This window comes from Luteitalea sp. TBR-22, assembly GCF_016865485.1.
GTDB lineage: Bacteria > Acidobacteriota > Vicinamibacteria > Vicinamibacterales > Vicinamibacteraceae > Luteitalea.
Genome location: NZ_AP024452.1, coordinates 4,428,966 through 4,447,314 on the forward strand (window position 1 = coordinate 4,428,966; position 18,349 = coordinate 4,447,314).

Genomic DNA, 18,349 nt, shown 5'->3' on the forward strand with positions numbered 1-18,349 from the left:
GGAGACCGGCCCGGCTCCCCATTCCCGACTCCCGACTCCCGACTCCCGACTCCCGACTCCCGACTCCCGATTCCCGCTTCCCGACCGCGTTACCAGTTCGGTTCCTTGCCTTCGATCAGCGACTCGGTCTTGCGGGTCTCCGGGCCGTTCTCGGTGCACACGGCGAAGCTGCTCTCGTACATCGAGACGCCGGCGAACTCGCCGTTCTTGTTGAGGATGTAGAAGTTCAGGCCGAACTTCGGCTTGCCCTCGTGCAGCAGGCGCTTCTCGATGGTGTTGGCGCGGACGCGGCGCAGCGCCTCCATCCCGGCGTCCTTGGGCGACCTGCCGGCCCGCATCTGCTCGACGATGAGGAACGAGCACAGGCCGTACAGGTTCGCCTCACCGCGGCCGGTGGAGCCCGCCGCGCCCACTTCGCCGTCGACGTAGAGACCGGCGCCCAGGATCGGCGAGTCGCCGACGCGGCCGGGGATCTTCCAGGCCAGGCCGCTGGTGGTGGTGACGCCGCAGATCTCGCCCTTGGCGTTGATGCCGTCGCAGTTGATCGTCCCGAAGAAGTGGTCACGGTCGATCAGGCCGTCGCGCACCATCGACCAACCCGCGTCGAAGCTGGCCTGGGCGCGCTTCTCGGGGTCGAGGAAGTGCTCCGGGTCGAGGCGACGCTTCCATTCGAGCCACAGCTTCCGTGACGTATCGGTGTTGAGGTCGTCCTCGACCTGGAACCCCATCTGGCGGGCGAACTTCTGGGCGCCGGCGCCGACCAGCAGGTGGTGGTCGGTGTTCTGCAGCACCGCGTAGGCCACCTTGGAAGGCGTCCGCACGCCCTCGAGGGCCGCGACGCCGCCCGCCCGCTTCTTCGGCCCGTGCATGCAGCAGGAATCGAGTTGCACGACGCCCTCGGCGTTGGGCAGGCCGCCGTAGCCGACGCTGGTGTCCTTGGGGTCGAGTTCGACGATGTTGACGCCGGCGATGAGCGACTCGAGGACGTCGGTGCCGCCGGTCATGAGGCGGAATGCCCGCGCCACGCAACTCTCGTTGCCGTCGTGCAGGCGGGTGTGGCCGTTGGTCGAGGCGATGACCACCGGCCGCGGCCGGGACTGCAGGATGGCCGGGGCGCCGTCGGCGCGGGCGGCCAGGCCGAGGCCGGCCGCCGCTGCGCCGGACCGGACGAATTGACGTCGATTCAGGCGGGATGGCATGCGCCAGAGTGTACGATAGCTGGTCTACAGGCCGGGTGCGTCCACCCCGGCCGCTCGCCCCGCGCCCCCTGCGTCCTTCCACCTGCCCCAGTCGGGCTCATGGAGTGTGTGTCGGCGCCGATGCGAGTGGTGTGCTCAAGACAAGCGAAGGAGCCATGTCCGATTCCCCCGTCCTCCCCGAACGCATCGCCGGCCTGCACGACCTCGCCACGGATTTGTGGTGGGTGTGGCACCGCGACGCGCGCGAGGTGTTCCGCCGCCTCGATTACAAGGTGTGGCGGCTGACCGCCCACAACCCGGTCCGGATGCTCCGCCTCGTCGCTCCCGAGCGACTGGCCGCGGCCGCCGCCGACCCGGCGTTCCTGGCGCTGTACGACGAGGCGATGCGGCAACTGCAGTCGGCGCGGGCCGGCGAGCAGACCTGGTGGGCCGAGCGCAGTGACATGGGCCGATCGCGGCCGATCGCCTACTTCTCGGCCGAGTTCGCGCTGCACCAGTCGCTGCCCATCTACGCGGGCGGCCTCGGCGTGCTCGCCGGTGACCACTGCAAGGAAGCCTCCGACCTCGGGCTGCCGTTCGTCGGGGTGGGCTTCATGTACCCGCAGGGCTACTTCCATCAGAGCGTCACGGCCGACGGCTGGCAGGAAGAGATCTACGAGCAGATCAACTGGGAGAACGCCGCGACGCAGCCGGCCCGCGCCGCGGACGGCTCGGAACTGGTGATCGCCGTTCCCCTCGGCAACCGCACCGTGCTGGTGTCGGTGTGGCAGGTCAAGCTGGGTGGCATCTCGCTGTACCTGATGGACACCAACCTGCCCGAGAACGCGCCCTGGGATCGGGAGCTCTCGGCCCGCCTGTACGGCGGCGACCGGGAGACGCGCGTCCAGCAGGAGATCATCCTCGGCATCGGTGGCGTCCGCATCCTTCGGGCGCTCGGGTACGAGCCGGCCGTGTGGCACCTCAACGAGGGCCACGCCGGCTTCGTCGTCCTGGAGCGGATTCGGGAGTTGCTCGAGCAGGGCCGCTCGTTCGAGGAAGCGCACGAGGAAGTGCGCAGGACGACGGTGTTCACCACCCACACGCCGGTCCCGGCGGGCCACGACGCCTTCCCGTTCCACATGGTGGAGACGCACCTGGCCGGGTGCTGGGGCGGCCTCGGCGCGCACCGCGAGGACTTCCTGGCACTGGGCCGGTACGACAACGGCAGCGGCACCCTGTTCAACATGACGGCCCTGGCGATGCGCAGCGCGGCAGGCGTCAACGCCGTCAGCCAGCTGCACGGCGAGGTGACGCGCGAGATGTGGGCGCCCCTCATCGAGGAACTGCCCAGGCAGGACGAGCCGGTGAAGGCGGTGACCAACGGCGTCCACCTCACCAACTGGCTGTCGCTCGAACTGACCCGCACGCTCGACAAGTACCTGCCCGCCGACTGGCGCGCCCACCACGACGACCCGGCCATCTGGGAAGCCGTGCGGTCGATCCCCGACGAGGTGCTGTGGGAGACCCGCGAGAAGATGCGGTCCTACATGTACAACTTCGTGCGCGAGCGGATCCGCGAGCGCTGGGTCCGCGAGAACATCGCGCCGCCCCGCGTCCTGGCCGGCGGCACCTTCCTCGGCCAGCACGCGCTGACGATCGGCTTTGCCCGCCGCATGACGATGTACAAGCGGCCGGACCTGATCTTCCACGACCCGGACCGCCTGGCGCGCCTGCTCAACGACCCGAAGCGGCCGGTGCAGATCGTCTTCGCCGGCAAGGCGCACCCGGCCGACGAGGGCGGCAAGCACGCCCTGCAGGGCATCTACCGGCGGGCCCTCGACCCGCGCTTCGGCGGGCGCATCGCCTTCGTCGAGGACTACGACCTGCACGTCGCGCACTACCTGGTGCAGGGCTGCGACGTGTGGCTGAACAACCCGCGCAAGCCGCTCGAGGCGAGCGGCACGAGCGGCATGAAGGCGGCGGCCAACGGCGTGCTCAACGTGAGCATCGGCGACGGCTGGTGGCCCGAGGGGTTCGCGGGCGGCAACGGCTGGCTGATCGACCCGGGCGTCGAGCACGGCGACCCGTCGGCACAGGACGCCGCCGACGCCGACGCGCTCTACCGGTTGCTCGAGAACGAGGTGGTGCCGGCCTTCTACGACCGCGACGACCACGACGTGCCGCACCGCTGGGTGGGCATGGTGAAGGAGTCGATCCGCACGGTGGCGCCGCAGTTCTGCACGCGCCGGATGCTGAAGGAGTACGTCGAGCGGATGTACATGCCGGCGTTCGAGCACAGCATGGGAAAAGGCAAGTAGGAAGAGCAGAAGAGTAGAAGGGAAGAAGGCAGAGCGGGAAGGGCGAAGGACGGAAGCGCCGAAGTCTCCAAGGACTTCGCGCTTTCGCCGTGCCTCCCGGTTTGCTCCTTCCTGCCCTTTCCTGCCTCTTCCGCCTTCCCGCCCTGCCTTCTTACCTTCTGCTCTTCTACTCTTCTACTCTTCTTTCCTTCCCCGGGTGTCGCCCTGGCGCCATGCGACAATGGCCTGATGCCTCGTCGTACCGCCTCGAGCGCCCGCTGCGCTCTGTGCAATGCCAAGGAGGTCTCCGAGCCGCGAGGCGAGGAGAAGTACTGCCGCGACTGCTGGGACAAGAAGATCGCCGTCGAGGAGATCGTCGCGCGCGAGTTCGCGCTCAAGCGCTACATCCGCGCCCACAGTGCCGAGAAGTACCTCATCTACCACTCGACGCTGAAGCGCCCCTGCGGGATGCTCATCGTGGTCGATGACGGCTACGACCTGTTCCTCACGCTGGTCCTCTACCCGACCTTCGGGTGGGAGGAGCCCGCGTACCACCTCGAAGGCGACCCCGAGACCCGCAGCTTCCACGAGGTGCTCGTCGACGTCGTCGTCGCGGAGGTCATCGAGCCCTGGGGCGGCGGCAAGTGGCACCTCGAGATCATCCGCGCCACGCAGCCCGATCCCGAGGAGTGGAACGGCGAGCTGTAGGTCTCGACCTGCCAGCCTAGGTGAGGGCCAGGTATTCGTGCACGAAGCGCACGACCATCGAGCCTTCGCCCACGGCCGACGCGACGCGGTTCATCGCGTTGGCGCGGATGTCGCCGGCCGCGAACACGCCAGGGACGCTGGTCTCGAGCGGCAACGGCTCGCGGGCTTCCTTCCACACGCGGGCGCACGACGGTGCCGCCATCAGGTCGCGGCCCGTGAGGACGAACCCGCGATCGTCGCGCAGCACCTCCGCCGGCAGCCACTCGCTGCGCGGCCGGGCGCCGATGAACACGAACACCGCGTCGACGGGCTCGACCGAGACGACGCCGGAGCCCACCGACGAGAACGACACGCGCTCGACGTGCTCGTCGCCCTCGACGCCGCAGATCTCCGTACCGGCGCGCAGCCGGATGTTCGGCGTCTTGGCGATCTGGTCGATCAGGTACTGCGACATGGTGGCCTGCAGTGACGCACCGCGGATGACGATGTCCACGTTCGCGGCGTAGCGCGACAGGTGCATGGCCCCCTGCCCCGCTGAATTGCCACCGCCGACCACCACCACCCGCTTGCCCGTGAACACGGCCGCCTCGGTCGTCGCGGCGCCGTAGTAGACCCCGGCGCCGGTGTGTTCCGCGATGCCTGGCGCCGGGTGCTCGCGATACGCCATGCCGGTGGCCGCCAGCAGCGTCCGGGTGACCAGTTGCCGGCCGTCTGCCAGGTGCAGTCGCTTGTAGCCGCCCTCGATCTCGAGGCCGGTGACCTCGATCGGCACGAGGCACTCGGCGCCGAGCCGCTGCGCCTGGGCCACGGCGCGACGCGTCAGTTCGTTGCCGCTCACGCCGGCAGGGAATCCGAGATAGTTCTCGATGCGTGAGCTGGTGCCCGCCTGCCCGCCTGGCGCGTGGCGGTCCAGCATCAGGGTCCGCAAGCCCTCCGAGGCGCCGTAGACCGCCGCCGCCAGCCCGGCGGGGCCGGCCCCGACGATCACCAGGTCGTAGAGGTCGAACGTCGCGGCGAGCGGTCGCCCCAGGTGCTCGGCCACCTGGCGTGGCTCGGGGCTGCGCAGCACCGTGCCGTCCTCGAAGAACAGCGCCGGCAGGTCCTCGGAGTCCAGGGAACCCGCCTCGAGCAACGGCGCCGCGTCGGGGCTGCGCGCCACGTCCACCCAGCGATACGGGATCAGGTTGCTCGCGAGGAAGTCCTTGATGGCATGCGACCGGGGCGACCACTGGTGGCCGACAAGCCGCAGGCCCGTCGCCTCGGGCAGGTAGTCGGCCTGCCAGGCGTCGAGCAGGTCGTCGAGGACCGGATACAGGCGCTCCTCGGGCGGCCCCCACGGCTTGGAGAGATAGTGATCGAGGTGCGCGTCGTTGATCGCGCGCACGGCGGCGTCGATGTCGGAGTAGGCCGTCAACAGCACGCGCCGGGCGATCGGGTAGACCTCGCGCGATCGCGTCAGCAACTCGGTGCCGTGCATGCCGGGCATCCGCTGGTCGCTGAGGAGCAGCGCCAGCGCGTCGCCCTGCGCCTTCATCTCCTTCATCGCCTCGAGGGCTTCCTCGCCTGACGAGGCGCTGACGATGGCCCACTTGTCGCGGTAGCGGCTGCGCAGGTCGCGGCGGACGGCGGCGAGCACCTGCGGGTCGTCGTCGACGACCAGCAGCGCAGGATTCTTCACGATGCGCTCTCCATGGGGGCGGCGGCGACGCGCAGTCGCACGCGGAACTCCGTGCGCCCGGGCACCGACTCGACCTCGATCGTGGCGTCGTTGTGCTGCAGCAGGCGCCGCACGATGTCCAGGCCGAGGCCGGTGCCCTGCCCCACCGGCTTGGTGGAGAAGAACGGCTCGAAGATGCGGGCCTGGACGTCGGGCTGGATGCCGGGACCGTCGTCGATGACGCGGACGACCACGTGGGTGGACTCGCAACGGGCGGTGACGTCGATGCGGCCGCCGGTCGCGACGGCATCGAGGGCGTTGTCGATCAGGTTGGACCACACCTGGTTCAGCTCACCGACGAAGCCGAGCACGCGGGGCAGGCCCGGCTCCACGTCGATGGCGACGGCCACCTCCTTGCGTCGCGCCTTCGACTTCAGCACCGTCACCGTGTTGGCGAGGTTGGTGGGCAGGTCGAGCGGCTCGGCCATTGTTGCCTGATCCATGTGCGTGAAGCCCTTGACCGCCTGCACCAGGCCCGTGATGCGCATCGCCGCCTCCTGGATCTCCGAGGCCAGCTCGCGCACCGCGCACCCGGCTGCCGCCCACCTGAGCACGGCGTCCAGGGCGTCGCCGTCAACCTGCCCGGCAATCCGATCGAGCGCGTCGAGGGTGACGGCGGTCTCGGCCAGCAGTGGGCTCAGGGTCTCGTCGAGGGCGTGCGCCGCGAGCCAGTCGGCGAGGGTCTCCTCCCGTTCCGCGCGCTGCAGCGGCGACAGGACGCCCCCCGCGCGCGAGGCGAGACACGAGGAGCGCATGGCCTCGATGGCTGCCAGTTGCTCTTCATCGAGGCGTGCCTTGCACAGCACACGGGTGGCCCGCTCGGCCTGCGCGAGCCGGTCGTCGAGCACCGCGGCACTGCGCTCGATGGCCGCGGCCGGGTTGTTCAGCTCGTGCGCAAGACCAGCAGACAGCTTGCCGAGCGAGGCCATCTTCTCGGTGCGCAGGTCGCTCGACGTGAACAGTCGCGCCCGATCGACCATCCGGTGCACGAGGATCGCCGTGACCTGGTGGCACTCGCCAATCAGCGCGGGGAACAGGCTGCGATCGATCGCGAGCAGGGTCGACGGCTCCTGCGCGATGGTGTCTCCCGGTGGACTCGACAGGCGCGAGTACGGCAGCGCGCCGAGCACATCGCCCGTCCGCCACTCCATCGTCTTCTCGCGCCCCGAGGGCCGCTGGACGAACATGGCGATGTGTCCTGCCAGCAGCACGTACATGCCGGCAACGGTGGCGTCCCTGGCGCTCAGGACGTCGCCGGTGGCCAGTTGCCGCACGACGCCGTGGTCCGCCAGCCAGGCCAGTTCCTCGCGCGGCGCGGCGCTGAGGACCGTGTGCGTCGTGAGTTGGTCGACCAGTTCGCTCGGTGACACGCTCGCCCCTTTGAGGAGGCGTCATCATATACGGTCGAGCTCCGGAAGCGCCCACGCGTCCGGCGATTCCGGGGACGTCGGCTTCAGCGCCACGCGAGGGGCGGCAGCGTGCGCAGGTCGATGAGCGCGACGGTCTCGCGCGTCCGGCCGGTGTGGAACTGCACGTAGTCGCCTTGCCGATCGAACGACGCGTGCGCGTGGACGGCCCGCACGGCGTCGCGGATGCCGGTGGCAAGCAGCCGCATCGCTCCGGTCGCAGTCTCGAGCAGCCACAGACGGCCCTTGTTGTCGTCCACGACGAGGAAACGGCCGTCGGGACGCGCGGCGACATGCCAGTAGTCGCCTTCCTTCACCATGCGCGCGCTGCCGTCCTTGTCCGCGATCATCACGCCCTGCTTGTCGTTGATGAGGGTGAGCTCGCCCGTCCCCGCAATCCACGCCTCGTGGGTGATCCACTCTTTCAGCGGCGTCACCCACGTCTTCTGGTCGGTGCGCGCGTAGAACGGGCGGTTGCGGCGGCCGTCGGCGTCGACGACCCAGGTACGCTGCGGTGCGTAGCCGCCTGTTTCCCAGACGTAGAAGATGCGGTCGTCGGTCGGACTGTGCTGCACGTGCCCGATGCGGAAGCCCTGCGTGATCACCGTGCGGTACTCCCCCGTCCGCACGTCCATGCGCCCGATCTCCCACGTGCCTTCGTCGCGCTGCACCGAGAGGGCGAGGTGCGTGCCGGCGCCGTTCAGCGATGGTTGCCCGAAGCCCCCGACGGCCACCCCGGGAATCGTGCCGACCGTGTGCTCGGTGAAGGTCTCGATGTCGAGCGCGACGATGACCACGCCGCGCTGCAGGTACACGCGGCGCGGGTTGGTGTGGTCGGGCGTCGCGCCGCGCGAGGTGCCCGCCGGGTCGTCGGTGAGTTGCACGAGGCGGCCGGTCCCGACGTCGGCGCGATAGAGCTGCGACGTGCCGGTCCGCGTCGACGTGAACAGCAGATAGCGGTTGTCGGCCGTGAAGTTCGAGACGTGGAAGTACAGGTTGTCGCTCGTCCCCGTCGTCGCGATCTCCCGGACGGTGACGCCAGTGACGGGATCGACGTACGTCTGCTGCTCGATGCCCCAGTCGCGCCCGACCTGCGCGGCCGAGGGCGGCGCGGATGCGAGCAGGGCGAGGGCGACGGCAACGAGAAGAGGCGGGGTGCGCATGGCTGGCGCCATTACACCCCGGATCGGCGGGTTCCTAGCTGCCGGCGGCCGGCGCGTACCGCTGCCGCGCCCGGATCTCCACGCCCCGGCGCGCCACCTTGACCTCGATGCTCCGTGACTCGGGCTGCTTCTTCCCTGCCGCCGGTTCCGGCTGTGCGTAGGCGAGCCGGTAGTACTGACGACTGTCCTGCAGCAGTTGCGGGAACACCTTCGTGAGGTCGTTGGTCCACAGCGTCTGCACGCCGCCGGTGTTCCTGGCCAGCATCGACAGGCTGCCGAATATCTCGCCGTTGGAGATCTGCGTCGCCTGTGTGAACTGCGGACTGTCGGAGCCGCCCATGTTGACCATCTGGGCCGAGGGGATGTGCGCGGTGCCCGGCGCGCGCAGCCCGCGCGGGTCGACCGTGTAGATGGCCACGTTGCTCAGGGCGGCCTCCCGCAGCACCTCCAGGTAGTCGGTGAACGTGGCCTGCCCCAATGGCGTGAGGCGGACATTGCGCTCCTGCACGAAGCCGTCGTGCCCCTCGCTCACGAGCAGGATGGCGCGCCGCTCGGCGGCATCCGAACGCACCGATTCGGCGACGTGGCCGAGGACCTCCATCGCCCGTCGCGTCCGGAACTCCGCCTCCATCGGCGTCCCGCCAGTCTTCTGGCCGCGGAACCGGCGGATCAGCGCGCGGGCCGGCTCACGGTCGGTGGTGAGGTCCAGCGCGAGTTCACCCGGCCCGGTGTTCACCACCGCCAGGCGGTCGTGCGGCCCGAGCGCATCGACGAAGGCCAGGGCGGCCTCGGCCGCCGGCGCGGTCCGCGTCGGGTGGATGTGCCAGTCGTCGAGCACGAGCACGAAGTCGCGCCGCTGCGAGGGCTGCTCGCCACCTCCGAGATCGACGCGTTCAAAGGCGACCAGCGGCTGAGGCTTGCCGTTGTCGAGCACCGTCACTTCATCGGCGCGCAGGTCGGTGACGGCCTTGCCGTCGCGCGTGACGACAGCGGACACCTCGACGAGCGTGGTACCGCCGCGGAAGGTGGGTTGCGCTGGAGTAGGCGCGGGCGCCTGCGCACGCACCGCAGTGAAGGCGAGGACGACGATGGCGGCGACGACGGGCAGACGACGCATGTTGACCTCCTGGGTGACGCGTAAACCTTGGGCCTTGGACCTTGGGCCTTGGGCCTTGGGCCTTGGACCTTGGGCTTCCGTGACCCCTGAGCCCTTCGTTCAGTGCGGTTCGGCGAGCCTGTCGACGCGGTCGCCGAGCAGCGGCCACCGCGGCGTGCCGCCGAGGGCAACGCGCGCCAGGGACCAGGCCCAGAAGCCGAACCCGACCACGACGATGAACTGGGTCGCCCAAACGCCCACGCGGAACAGGGCGAGCGAACTCAGGAGCCCGACCGCGGCCACGCCGAGGGTGGCCACGCCGAGCAACGAGAGGACGCCGAAGCCCAGCACCGACTGTGCGGCGTGCCACCGGGAGGGACGGTCGCGCGCCTCGAGCCACAGGACGAGTACCCCCGAGATCCAGCCGGCCGAGTACGCGAGGAGGGCGGCCTGCCTGGACGTGAGCCCGAGCGAGGTGCGCTCGGGAGCCGTCGGCGTCCTGACGGCCGACGACTGTGCGGGGAGCTTCGCCATGCGGCGTCCAGCGTAAACCATTTGGGCAGGGCCGGCTCTCCGGCCCTGCCCGGTCCTGCTACTTGTCGGCCACCTTCTCGAAGCGCACCGGGCCGTCGTGCCTGGTCACGCCGGCGACCGCAAACGGCGTGGTGACCGTGGCCGTGACGCTCGACCCCTGCACCGGCGGGATCTCGCGGTACATCACGATGAGCGTGTCGCCGTCCTTGCCGACGCCGGCAATCTCGACCTTGTACCCACTGGTCGGGCGATTGCCGAGGAACACGCCCACGACCATCATCTGGTCGAAGGCCACCTGCGGCGCCGCCTGCTTGGTGGGCAGTTGCGCCCACAGCGCCGCCCAGTCCTGCTCGGTGCGGACCACCGCCTCGCGGGCCGCGCCGCCACCGTTGCTGAGCGGGCCGTGCGCGATGGGCACGAATCGCGGGGCGTTGGAGGCCGCTTCGGTGCCCGTCCCGGGCGGGCCGTACACCGCGAACGTCACTTCCCGCGACACCGACGGCTTGTCGAGGCGCGGCTTGGCCTCGACCTTCAACACGTACAGGCCGGGCGCGAAGTCCTTCAGCGGCACCTCGAACTGCACGCCGTAGCCGCCGCCCTTGCCGCCGCCGAGTTCGGTCGACTTGCGCTCCTCGGTGGTGTTGAACACCTTCGTCCCGTCGACACGCGTCACCGTCGTCGTGATGTCGACGCTGTGCCCGCCCTGAATCGAGTCGTACACGTCGACGTAGCCGAACAGGTTCTCCACCTGCGCGAAGCCGCGGGTCGTGGTCGGGGGCAGCGGCATCAGCTTCTTGAGCGACTCCTCCATGCGCGGCGTCGGCGTCAGCTGCGCGCCCGTCGACGTCAGGAGGATGCCGCTCATGCTCAGGTCCTTGTCCGAGAAGTCGGGGACGATCAGGTCGGTGAAGACCGAGCCGAGCGTGCCGTTGTTGGCCTCGCGCGCTGCGACGCGGAGCTGGTACCGCCCGGGCGGCAGGTCGAGCGTCGCCACCGAACGGATACCGGTCTGCGCCATGCGGTCACGGGTCTCCTTGCGGAGCTTGAGGTCCAGGTTGGCCCGGTCACCGTCGGGCACCTTGCCCATGATGTCCATGGCCATCATCGAGATCTCGAGGTTGTTGGTGAAGACGTCGCCGGCCTGCTTGAACGCCAGCTTCTCCCCCTCCACCTGCACGGTGATCGCGACCGACGAGGTCTTGTTGGCCCCCTTGAACGGCGCGGCGTGCACCGACAGGTTCAAGCCCGGCGTCGGCAGCGCGGAGTTCAGGGCGAAGCGCACCTCGGGCGAGGTTCCCGCGGCCGACTCGGTGACCTTCTTCTCTTCCTTGTCCTTGGGCGCCTGGTACGCCTTGCGGGCGTAGACCTTCACGTCCTTGCGGTTCACCTTGACCTCGATGCGGCGCACCGCGCCGTTGCGGCGCTCGTCGGTCGGGTAGTACCCGAGGAGGTAGTAGTTGCTGCTGTCGCGGACGACGCGCTCGTAGATCTTCGTGAAGTCGTTGCTGTTGACCGAGTACGCGCCGCCGGTCTCCTCGGCGAGCGACATCAGGCTCATCTGGGCCAGCCGCTGCTCGTCGCGGATGTTCCAGGGGTTCAGGCCGAGCGTGACGTCCTGCGGTGGCGCCTGCATGTCCATCTCGTCGTCGGACATGGCGGTGAGGCCGCGCGGGTCGATCGTGTAGTACGCCACGTTGCTGCGGGTGGCCGCGCCGATCGCGTCGCGCATCGAGTAGAGGACGTCGCTCGAGAACCGCGACCCGGTCTGGGTCCCCATGATGTCGATGATGTTGTAGTCGATGCCCTCGCTGTAGAAGAGCACCGCCTTGCGGCTGCCGTTCACGGTCTCGAGGAGGCGCGACACGTTGCGCAGCGTCTCCATCGTCGACCGGGCGTTGAAGGCCCGCTCCGGATCCAGCATGTCGAGCGCCCTGTCACGCGCCGCATTGGCGTCGCCGGAACTGGCCGCGAGGGCGTTCTGGTACTCGACGCGGTTGCGGTAGTCGTCGAGCCGCTCGAGCGTCGCCGACCGCAGCTTCATGCCCATCAGCTTGTCGATGGCCGCGGTCATCAGGTCCTTGTCGCTGGTGAACTCCTGCGACGCGTTGTTGCGGCCGCTCGAGTGGATGACGGCCACCATGTCGTTGGCTGCGACGTGCTTCTCGATGAACTCCTTGGCGGCACGCTTGACCTGATTGGCCCGCAACGCGCCGATGTGGTAGTCGTCGAGGACGATCACGTACACGCGGCCTTCACGGGCCCCCTCGTTGGTGGCCACGTCGAACTTGAGGGGGCGCCCCTCGATGAGCGTCCGAGTGGGCGTCTCGAAAGGGATCCGCACCGGCGTGAACACGCTGATCGTCTGCGGCTTGCCGTTCTCGAACACCTGGAAGTCGCCCTGCTTGAGGTCCGACACGAGGTTGCCGTCGTCGTCGGTGACGATGGCCGAGACCTCGACGTAGTCGATCTGGGCGCGGAAGGTGGGGCGCTGGGGCTGGTCGGCCTGCGCGGCAGGAGCGGGAGCGCTGGCCTGCTGGGCCAGGAGCCCGGCCCCGGCCAGCAGCGCCAGGACCGCCGTGGATGACACGAATCGACGCATAGGTTTACCGGGACGCGGGGCGTGGTCCTTCCACGTCCCGCCGGACTGCGCGCTGGCATCAGCGCTGGGCAACACGGGATTATAAGACGCGCCCGGCCGGGACATGGTCGAGGCCCCGGGTGAACGAACCTGGCCGGTGCGGCGTCCTATCCCTCGGCGGGCGGCTGAGCCGCGGCCGTATACTTTTCCGATGCCCCTCGACGTCGCCGCCATCCAGGCGAGTCTCACTGCCGCTGGCCTCGACGGCTGGCTGCTGTACGACTTCCACGGTTCCAACCCGATCGCGCAGTCGGTGGCCGGCATGCTGGGCGCGCCGAAGATGACCACGCGCCGCTGGTACTACTTCATCCCGGCGCAGGGCGAACCGCAGGGCCTGGTGCACGCCGTCGAGCGGCACAACCTGGACCACCTGCCGGGCACGATGCGCCCCTACGCCGGCCGCCGGTCGCTGGACGAAGGCCTCGACGCGCTGCTGAGCGGGCGGCGGCGTGTCGCCATGGAGTATTCGCCGGGCTGCAACATCCCCTACCTGTCCCGCGTCGATGCCGGCACGCTCGAGGCGGTCCGGCAGCGTGGCGTGGAGGTGGTGTCGTCGGGCGACCTGGTGCAGCAGTTCGAGGCCGTCTGGTCGGCGGTGCAGATTGCCACACACGAGGCGGCCTCGGCAGCGTTGCACCGCATCAAGGACCGGGCCTTCGACGTGCTGCGCCAGGTGGCTGCCGGCTCCCTGCAGACCACCGAATACGCCCTGCAGCAGCAGATGGTCGGCTGGTTCGCCGAAGAGGGGCTCGTCAGTTCCGACCCGCCGGTGGTGGCGGCGATGGCCAACGCCGGCAACCCCCATTACCTGCCGACCGCCGACGCACACCAGCCGATTGGCCGCAATCAGCTCGTCCTGCTCGACCTCTGGGGCAAGCAGGGCACGCCGGGCGCGGTCTACGCCGACATCACGTGGGTCGCGTACACGGGCGCCAGCGTGCCCGACGACATGGCCAGGGCGTTCGACGCCATCGCGCGGGCTCGCGACGCTGCCGTGCAGCGGGTGCAGGCCGCCCTCGACGCCGGGGGCCACGCGCGTGGGTTCGAACTCGACCAGGCCGCCCGCGAGGTGCTCATCGGCGCCGGCTACGCGGACGCGATCTTGCATCGGACCGGCCACAGCCTCGGGGAAAGCGTCCATGGGAATGGCGCGCACCTCGACGATTACGAGACGCGCGACGAACGGCAGTTGCTCGACGGATCGGGATTCACCATCGAGCCGGGCCTGTATTTCCCGACGTTCGGTGTCCGCACGGAAATCAACGTCGTCATCAGGGGCGCCGAGGCGCGGGTCAGCGGCCCGTGCCAGGGCGCCATCACGGCCCTCGCGGGCTGAAGGGTCCGGGCTGCCGAGCCTCCCGCCGGCCGCCCCGCAAGTCGAAGGACGCACGGAGACACGCATGTCCACTCGCAAGACCACGCTCTTCTACGCCGTCCTGCTGGCGATCGCCTCGGTGGCGATCGGCATGGTGCTGGCGTCGCGGCTCGATTTGTCGCCGACCTCGTCGGCCCAGCCGCTGACTGCCGCACCGCCGGCCAACAGCGCTCCGATCACCGGCAGCATCGACGCGACGACGTTCCGCACCATCGCGCGCGAGGTGTCGCCGGCGGTGGTCAACATCCGCACCGAGTCGACGCCGCGCACCGAGGAGCTCACCGACTTCTTCGGCGACGACTTCCTCCGCCGCTTCCTGCCGGAAGGACAGCAGCCCGGCCAGGGCAACCGGCAGCGCCGCAGCCGTCCGCAGCCGCAGTCGCAGGGCGCCGGCACCGGCTTCATCATCGACGCGGCCGAGGGCCTGATCCTCACCAACAACCACGTCGTCGAGAACGCCAACAAGATCCACGTGGCCTTCTTCGGCGACGACGCCGACGTCGAGTTCGAGGCCAAGATCGTCGGACGCGATCCCCTCACCGACAGCGCGCTGATCCAGCTGCTGAAGAAGCCGACCGCCGCCCTGCACCAGGTGAAGTTCGGCGACTCCGACCAGATGCAGCCCGGCGACTTCGTGGTCGCCATCGGCAACCCGTTCAACATGAACCACACCGTCACGGTCGGCGTGGTCAGCGCCCTGGGCCGGCCCTTCCAGGTCGCCCCGCAGCGCAGCGTCAACATGCTGCAGACCGACGCGGCCATCAACCCGGGCAACTCGGGGGGGCCGCTCCTGAACGTGCGCGGCGAGGTGATCGGGATCAACACGGCCATCCTCAGTGACCGCGCGCAGGCGTCGAACATGGGCATCGGGTTCGCCGTGCCGATCAACCTGGTGCGCGAGCTCGTGCCGCAGTTGCGGACCGGCAAGGTCACGCGCGGCATGATCGGGGTGGAGATTGCGCCCATCGAAGCGCAGGGCTTCGAGGACCTCGGCCTCACGAATCGCCAGGGTGCACTGGTCCGCACGGTGCGGCCGGGCGGCCCCGCCGGCAAGGCCGGCCTCAAGCCGCTCGACGTCATCGTCGAGTTCAACGGCAAGGCCGTGAAGAACCGCGATCAGCTCGTGGACATGGTCACGCGCACGCGTCCCGGCACCACGGTGCCGTTGCGTGTCGTGCGCGACGGCAAGAACACCTCGTTGAGCGTGACCATCGGCGAACTCGACCTCGAGGCCGAGGCCGGCTCGAACGAGGAAGAGAGCACCGTCGAGGAGAGCGCCGGCTTCGGCATCGGGCTCGAGGACATCACGCCCGACATCGCGCGCCGCCTCGAACTGCCCCGCAGCACGGGCGGGGCGATAGTCACCGAGGTCGACCCCGGCAGCGCAGCGGCCGAGGGCGGCCTGCGCCGGTTCGACGTGATCACGCAGATCAACGGGCAGCCGGTGACCAGCGCCGCCGACGCCAGCAAGAAGCTGCAGGCGATCGCCAGCGGTCGGCTCGCGCGCCTGCTCGTGCTGCGCGGCGGGCAGGAACTCGGGCTCGCCATCCGCAAGGACTAGTGGTCGAGCGCGAGATCAAGCTCGAGTACCCCTCCATCGAGGCCGCGCGCGCCGCCGTCGGCGCGCTCGGCCTCCCCCTGCGTCACGCGCGGCGCCTGCAGGACGACGCCCTCTACGACACGCCGGACCGCAGCCTGCGCGAACGCGGCTGCGCCTTGCGCCTGCGGCTCGACGCCGGACGCGCCATCGTCACCTTCAAGGGGACGCCCGTGCCGGGTCCGATGAAGGTGCGGCCCGAGTTCGAGACGTCCACGGACGACGCCGCCATGACGCGGGCGATCTTCGAGGGCCTCGGGTACGAGGTGGCGTTCCGCTACCAGAAGTTCCGCGAGGAGTTCGGCGACGACACGTGCGTGGTGGCCCTCGACGAGACGCCGGTCGGCGTGTTCGTGGAGCTCGAAGGCCAGGAAGCGCGCATCACCGAACTCGCGGCGGCACTTGGCGTCGAGCCGGATCGGTACGTGACCGCGTCGTACGCGCGGCTGCATGCGGAACGGCGCGACGCCCTGGGCCTCGGCCCGGACATGCTGTTCCCCGCATGAGCGCGTGGCCCCCGGCGGCGCTGGTCCTCACGGCCGGTCTCGGCACGCGCCTGCGCCCGCTCACCGACCTCCGTGCCAAGCCGGTGATGCCGGTCGGCGACGACACGCTCGTGGGCATCATCCTGCGCCGCCTGGCCGCGCAGGGCATCGCCGAGGCGGTGCTGAACCTGCACCACCTGCCGCACACGATCACCCGCGAGGTAGGCGACGGCTCGCAATACGGCGTGCGCGTGCGCTACTCCTGGGAGCAGCCCGTGGTGCTCGGCTCGGCGGGCGGTCCCCGGCACGCGCTGCCGTTGGTCGACGGCGACACGCTGCTCATCGTCAACGGCGACACGTTGTGCGACATCCCGCTGCGCGCGCTGTGGGACGAGCACGTCGCGAGCGGAGCGCTGGTCACGATGGGACTGATGCCGCACCCCGCGCCGGGTCGCTACGGTGGCGTGACGATGGACGTGCCGGTCCCCGCGCCCGGCCTTGCGACGCCGGCCGAGGCGTGTCCGGTCCTGGCGGCAGGCGTCGTCACCGGCTTCGTCCCTCGCACGTCGATCGTGCCGAGCGTCCATTTCCCCGGCGTCCAGCTGGTACGGCGTGAGGTGCTGGCCGGACTCCCCGACAACGCCCCGGCCGAGAGCGTCGGCGGCGTCTACCCGCGGCTGATCGCCTCGCACCCGGGCGCGGTGCGCGGCGTCGTCTTCGGGGCGCGCTTCGACGACGTGGGCACCGTCGACGACTACCGCCGGACCTGCCGCGCCCAGGCGGTCGATGCGCGGGGCAACGTGATCGACCGCACCGCCCTCGTGGATCCCACCGCCAGGCTGCGCGATTGCATCGTCTGGCCAGGCGCGCAGGTCCCCGCGGGGTGTGCCCTCCACAACGTGATCGTCACGGGCGCGCGCCCGCTGCCTGCCGGCGCCGCCCTGCAGGACTCGATCGCATAGCACTGACCGGCGCCCGGCGCCTTTGGCTCCGTGCTCTTCGCTCCTGATTTCTTTCCCCTGCGGCATCGCGGCATTCGGCATCGCTGCATCGGCGTGAGCGGGTTGGCGCAGCGAAGCCGCTCACGCCTGTTACCATGCTTGCCGCGTCCGGCGACCGGGCGCTTCGACAGGACCGACTGGTGGCCGATTCCTTTCAGGAACGCGTGGAGCAGTATCTCGGGCGAAGCGGGCAGCGCGCGCGTGGCGTGCGCGTGGTGCCGCTGACCGGCGATGCGTCCGATCGCCGATATTTCCGCCTGATCGCCCCCGAGGGCCAGACGATGGTCCTGGCGGCGTACCCGACGGCGTTCGACGAGACGCTGCCGTTCCTGAACGTGACGCGCCTGCTCGACCAGATGCCGGTGCCGGTGCCCGACATCCTCGACGAGGCGCCGGATCTCGGCCTGCTGCTGCTCGAGGATCTGGGCGACGTCACGCTGCAGGCGCACCTGGGCCTGGCGACGACCGAGGAGCACGGACGCCTCTATCGCGAGGCGGTGCGGCTGATTGCCGCGCTGCAGAGCCGGGGCGCCGAACTCGCGTCCGACGCGTACCTGCCGTACGGGGTCGCCTTCGACGAGGCCAAGCTCGGCTGGGAGATGGACTTCTTCCTGAAGCACTACCTGCTCGGGTACCGGGGCGTGGAGCTCGACGAGGGCACCCAGACGGCCATCCGCGCGGAGTTGAAGCTGCTCGTCGAACGGCTCGCCGCGGAACCGCGCGTGCTGTGCCACCGCGATTATCACAGCCGCAACCTGATGCTGCACAAGCAGCGGCTGTACCTGATCGACTACCAGGACGCGCGGCTCGGGCCGGACACCTACGACCTGGCGTCCCTGCTGCGCGATTCGTACGTCGACCTGTCGGACTCGACGGTGAACTGGCTGCTGGCGTACTTCCTGGCGCTGACCGGTCGCCCCGAGGCGGAGGCCGAGTTCAGGGAGCGCTTCGACGTGATGTCGCTGCAGCGCAACCTCAAGGCGCTGGGCACGTTCGGCTACCAGACCACCGCCAAGCAGAACCCCGTGTACATCCAGTACATGCCGCGCACCCTGCGATACGTGCGCACCAACCTCGCCCGGTATCGGATGTTCGGCCGCCTGCACGACCTGCTCGCCGCGCACGTCGATGAACTGAGGTAGGAGGCGTTCTAC

Annotated in this window: 14 protein-coding genes; 7 read left to right on the plus strand and 7 right to left on the minus strand. The window is 69.8% G+C overall.

Annotation, left to right across the window (positions count from 1 at the left end; translation table 11 throughout):
• Window positions 1–89: 89 nt before the first annotated feature.
• The gene (locus TBR22_RS18555) at window positions 90–1,199 is read right to left on the minus strand and encodes a N(4)-(beta-N-acetylglucosaminyl)-L-asparaginase (RefSeq protein ID WP_239489337.1); all 1,110 of its coding nucleotides are present in this window, start codon (window positions 1,197–1,199) and stop codon (window positions 90–92) included.
• Between the two features lie 155 nt (window positions 1,200–1,354).
• Between TBR22_RS18555 and glgP the strand changes: the two genes are divergently transcribed.
• Both glgP and TBR22_RS18565 read left to right on the plus strand, forming a co-directional pair.
• A complete protein-coding gene (gene glgP, locus TBR22_RS18560; RefSeq protein WP_239489338.1) occupies window positions 1,355–3,496 on the plus strand; it encodes an alpha-glucan family phosphorylase in 2,142 nt (713 codons plus the stop codon).
• A 228-nt stretch (window positions 3,497–3,724) separates the two neighbouring features.
• On the plus strand, window positions 3,725–4,183 hold the full coding sequence (locus TBR22_RS18565; RefSeq protein ID WP_239489339.1) for a hypothetical protein: 459 nt from the start codon (window positions 3,725–3,727) through the stop codon (window positions 4,181–4,183).
• A 16-nt stretch (window positions 4,184–4,199) separates the two neighbouring features.
• Here the strand turns inward: TBR22_RS18565 and TBR22_RS18570 are convergent, their stop codons facing one another.
• From TBR22_RS18570 to TBR22_RS18595, 6 genes are all read right to left on the minus strand, one after another.
• Complete coding sequence (locus tag TBR22_RS18570) at window positions 4,200–5,861, minus strand: FAD-dependent oxidoreductase (RefSeq protein ID WP_239489340.1); 1,662 nt, start codon at window positions 5,859–5,861, stop codon at window positions 4,200–4,202.
• Window positions 5,858–7,270: a sensor histidine kinase gene (locus tag TBR22_RS18575; protein WP_239489341.1), complete on the minus strand. Its 1,413-nt coding sequence runs from the start codon at window positions 7,268–7,270 to the stop codon at window positions 5,858–5,860. The genes TBR22_RS18570 and TBR22_RS18575 overlap by 4 nt, the downstream gene beginning before the upstream one ends.
• Window positions 7,271–7,353: 83 nt before the next feature.
• Window positions 7,354–8,469 (minus strand): oligogalacturonate lyase family protein, encoded by a 1,116-nt coding sequence (locus TBR22_RS18580; protein ID WP_239489342.1) that lies wholly within the window; start codon window positions 8,467–8,469, stop codon window positions 7,354–7,356.
• Between the two features lie 34 nt (window positions 8,470–8,503).
• Window positions 8,504–9,586, minus strand: coding sequence for a VWA domain-containing protein (locus TBR22_RS18585; RefSeq protein WP_239489343.1), 1,083 nt, complete (start codon window positions 9,584–9,586; stop codon window positions 8,504–8,506).
• Between the two features lie 99 nt (window positions 9,587–9,685).
• Window positions 9,686–10,099: a hypothetical protein gene (locus tag TBR22_RS18590; RefSeq protein ID WP_239489344.1), complete on the minus strand. Its 414-nt coding sequence runs from the start codon at window positions 10,097–10,099 to the stop codon at window positions 9,686–9,688.
• Window positions 10,100–10,157: 58 nt separating this feature from the next.
• Window positions 10,158–12,686, minus strand: coding sequence for a VWA domain-containing protein (locus TBR22_RS18595; protein ID WP_239489345.1), 2,529 nt, complete (start codon window positions 12,684–12,686; stop codon window positions 10,158–10,160).
• Between the two features lie 202 nt (window positions 12,687–12,888).
• On the opposite strand from TBR22_RS18595, the gene TBR22_RS18600 reads away from it, so the two are divergent.
• From TBR22_RS18600 to TBR22_RS18620, 5 genes are all read left to right on the plus strand, one after another.
• Window positions 12,889–14,073: a Xaa-Pro peptidase family protein gene (locus TBR22_RS18600; protein WP_239489346.1), complete on the plus strand. Its 1,185-nt coding sequence runs from the start codon at window positions 12,889–12,891 to the stop codon at window positions 14,071–14,073.
• 64 nt (window positions 14,074–14,137) lie between these two features.
• The gene (locus TBR22_RS18605) at window positions 14,138–15,673 is read left to right on the plus strand and encodes a trypsin-like peptidase domain-containing protein (protein WP_239489347.1); all 1,536 of its coding nucleotides are present in this window, start codon (window positions 14,138–14,140) and stop codon (window positions 15,671–15,673) included.
• Window positions 15,673–16,215 carry a class IV adenylate cyclase gene (locus TBR22_RS18610; RefSeq protein ID WP_239489348.1) on the plus strand — a complete coding sequence of 181 codons (543 nt, stop codon included), beginning with the start codon at window positions 15,673–15,675 and terminating at the stop codon, window positions 16,213–16,215. Before TBR22_RS18605 ends, TBR22_RS18610 begins: the two co-directional genes overlap by 1 nt.
• Entirely contained in the window at window positions 16,212–17,156 is a 945-nt protein-coding gene (locus TBR22_RS18615) for a sugar phosphate nucleotidyltransferase (protein WP_239489349.1), read from the plus strand. Before TBR22_RS18610 ends, TBR22_RS18615 begins: the two co-directional genes overlap by 4 nt.
• 179 nt (window positions 17,157–17,335) lie before the next feature.
• Window positions 17,336–18,337 carry an aminoglycoside phosphotransferase family protein gene (locus TBR22_RS18620; RefSeq protein ID WP_239489350.1) on the plus strand — a complete coding sequence of 334 codons (1,002 nt, stop codon included), beginning with the start codon at window positions 17,336–17,338 and terminating at the stop codon, window positions 18,335–18,337.
• The last annotated feature ends 12 nt before the right edge of the window (window positions 18,338–18,349 follow it).